This window comes from Amycolatopsis regifaucium (genome assembly GCF_001613935.1).
In the GTDB taxonomy this organism is placed as follows: domain Bacteria; phylum Actinomycetota; class Actinomycetes; order Mycobacteriales; family Pseudonocardiaceae; genus Amycolatopsis; species Amycolatopsis regifaucium.
Genome location: NZ_LQCI01000038.1, coordinates 1 through 2060 on the forward strand (window position 1 = coordinate 1; position 2060 = coordinate 2060).

The 2060-nt window shown below is 72.2% G+C and carries 1 protein-coding gene; it reads right to left on the reverse strand.

The features are described from left to right. On the reverse strand, positions 1-2060 hold a 2060-nt coding region (locus tag AVL48_RS30790; RefSeq protein WP_156515783.1), incomplete at both ends, for an ATP-dependent DNA helicase.

Sequence of the window (2060 nt, forward strand, 5' to 3'; positions counted from 1 at the left end):
GACGCGTATGCCTCGACCTGGCCCGACTTCGGGGCCGCGCCGACAGCGGTCGCGGGGTCGTCGTGGCCGGTCAGCTCGCGGTGCGCCGCGACCGTGCCGACCTGCTTGCTCCACTCCTTCCGCGCCCCTGGCTCCTCTGGGACCGGTCCGAACGCCTCGACCGCCCACTGCTCGGGCTGGGCGGCCTGCTCGTCACCGAGCAACTGACGCCGCTGATCGGCGGTGTTGGCCAGCGTGCGCAGGTAGGTGGCCCATTGCGGGTCGTCGACCTTGGGCAGCCAGTCGGCGTAGGAGTCGCCGACCGGGTCGAGGGTGACGGTGTCGGTGATCCGGTGGTGGATCACGTTCGTCAGCTGCCGCGACCCGGACAACGTCCGGGCGGTGACGGCATTCTCGAGGACTTCGCGGGGGTCGTGTCCGGCGAGTTCGGCGCGGCGCAGCAGCCGCGCGAGTGTGGGTCCGCCGTCCTCGGCCGCGATCCTCGCGCGCTGGTTCTCCGTCAGCTTCCCCTCCTCCACCAGCTCATCGAGCCACCGCTGAGTCCGTCCAGCGGTCGCCAACTCGGTGGCGTCGGCGAGAAGTTCCGCCGGGGTACGGATCGCGTCGTTGTCCGCCGCTGCCTCCGTGGCCTCGGCCAGCGCCGAGCGCTGCGGCGCGGAACTGTCGAACGCGGTGGCGAGCACCGCGGCCGGGGACCGTTTCACCGCCTGCAACGCCGCGCCGTCCGGCGCGTCCTCCGGCACGGCCATCGTGGTGACGTGCGCGGTGTTGTCCTCCCTGCCGCGGGTCAGCCCCACGTAGAGGGCTTCCTGGCTGGTGGCTTCGGTGACGACGGCGTGGCTGGTGTCGACGGTGATGCCTTGTGCACTGTGGACGGTCGAGGCGTAGCCGAGCGCCACGTGCTCCTCGACGTAGGCGCCGGGGAGCGTGATCCGCTCCCCCAGCACCTCCCCGACACCGTCCTCGCGTCCCAGGACGCGGGCGACGATGAGGCCGCCGTCCTCGCGGGTGTCGAGGACGCGGTACTGCTTGCGGTTGACCGGAACCTCCCGGTTCCCCTCGAACCCGGCCAGATTCCAGCCGTTGCGGCGGGCCTGGATCAGGTCACCGACCCCGGCGTAGGTGCCCTGCTTCCCGAGCGGCACCCCGGATTCCTGCACTTTCCCAAGCCGGACGAGTTCGTTGCGTAGTTCCGCGCACAGGTGCGCGGCCTGCTCGTTGGTGTCCACGATCAGGATCGAGTGCTTCCCCGCCAGGGTGTCGGCGAGCCACGCCTTCCCGGCGGTGACTTCGGCTTGTTCGCGGGTTCCGGCGTCGAGGATCCGGCCGTGCTTGTGGTAGTCGCCCAGCACGGTCTCGTCGCCGTCGCGCAGCCGCAGCGACGCGGACCGTTCCCACTCGGCGTTGAACCTGCGGACCTCGGTCAGCTCATACGCCCCGCCAGCCTCGGCCATCAGGTCCATGCCGCCACCTGCACCGACCGCGGCCAGCTGCCGATGGTCGCCGGTCAGCAGCAGTTTCGCCCCGGCCTCCTCGGCGTGATGGTGGATCCTGGCGAGGTCGGCGGTGTTGGCCATCGCCGACTCGTCGACCACCACCAGGTCCCCGGCGTTGAGCTTCCACTCGACGTGCTCGGGGTGGGTCGAGCCCTCGGCGAGCTTCGCCTGAGCGCTCAGCCACCGCGCGATGTTGCGCGCGGTGAGCCCTTCCCCGGCGAGGACGTCGGTGGCGACCTGGCTGGACGCCAGACCGACCACCCGGCGGGACAGCCCGCCCCACAGGCCGGGGTCCTGCCACGCCTTCGCCAGGGCGCCGACCACAAAGGACTTCCCGGTTCCGGCCGGGCCGACCAGCGACTCCACCGCCGCGCCGGAGGTCAGGACACCGCGCACGGCGGCGGCCTGATCCGCGCCCAGCACCACGTTCGCCTCGGCCAGCGCCGCCACGAAACCGTCCACCTCGGACACGTCCAGGGCGGGCGCACCACCCCGCGACGTGGCCGCGGCGAGCGCGCGCTCGGTGTGGACATGCTCCGGGGTCGCGTACAGGCGGCGGCCCGG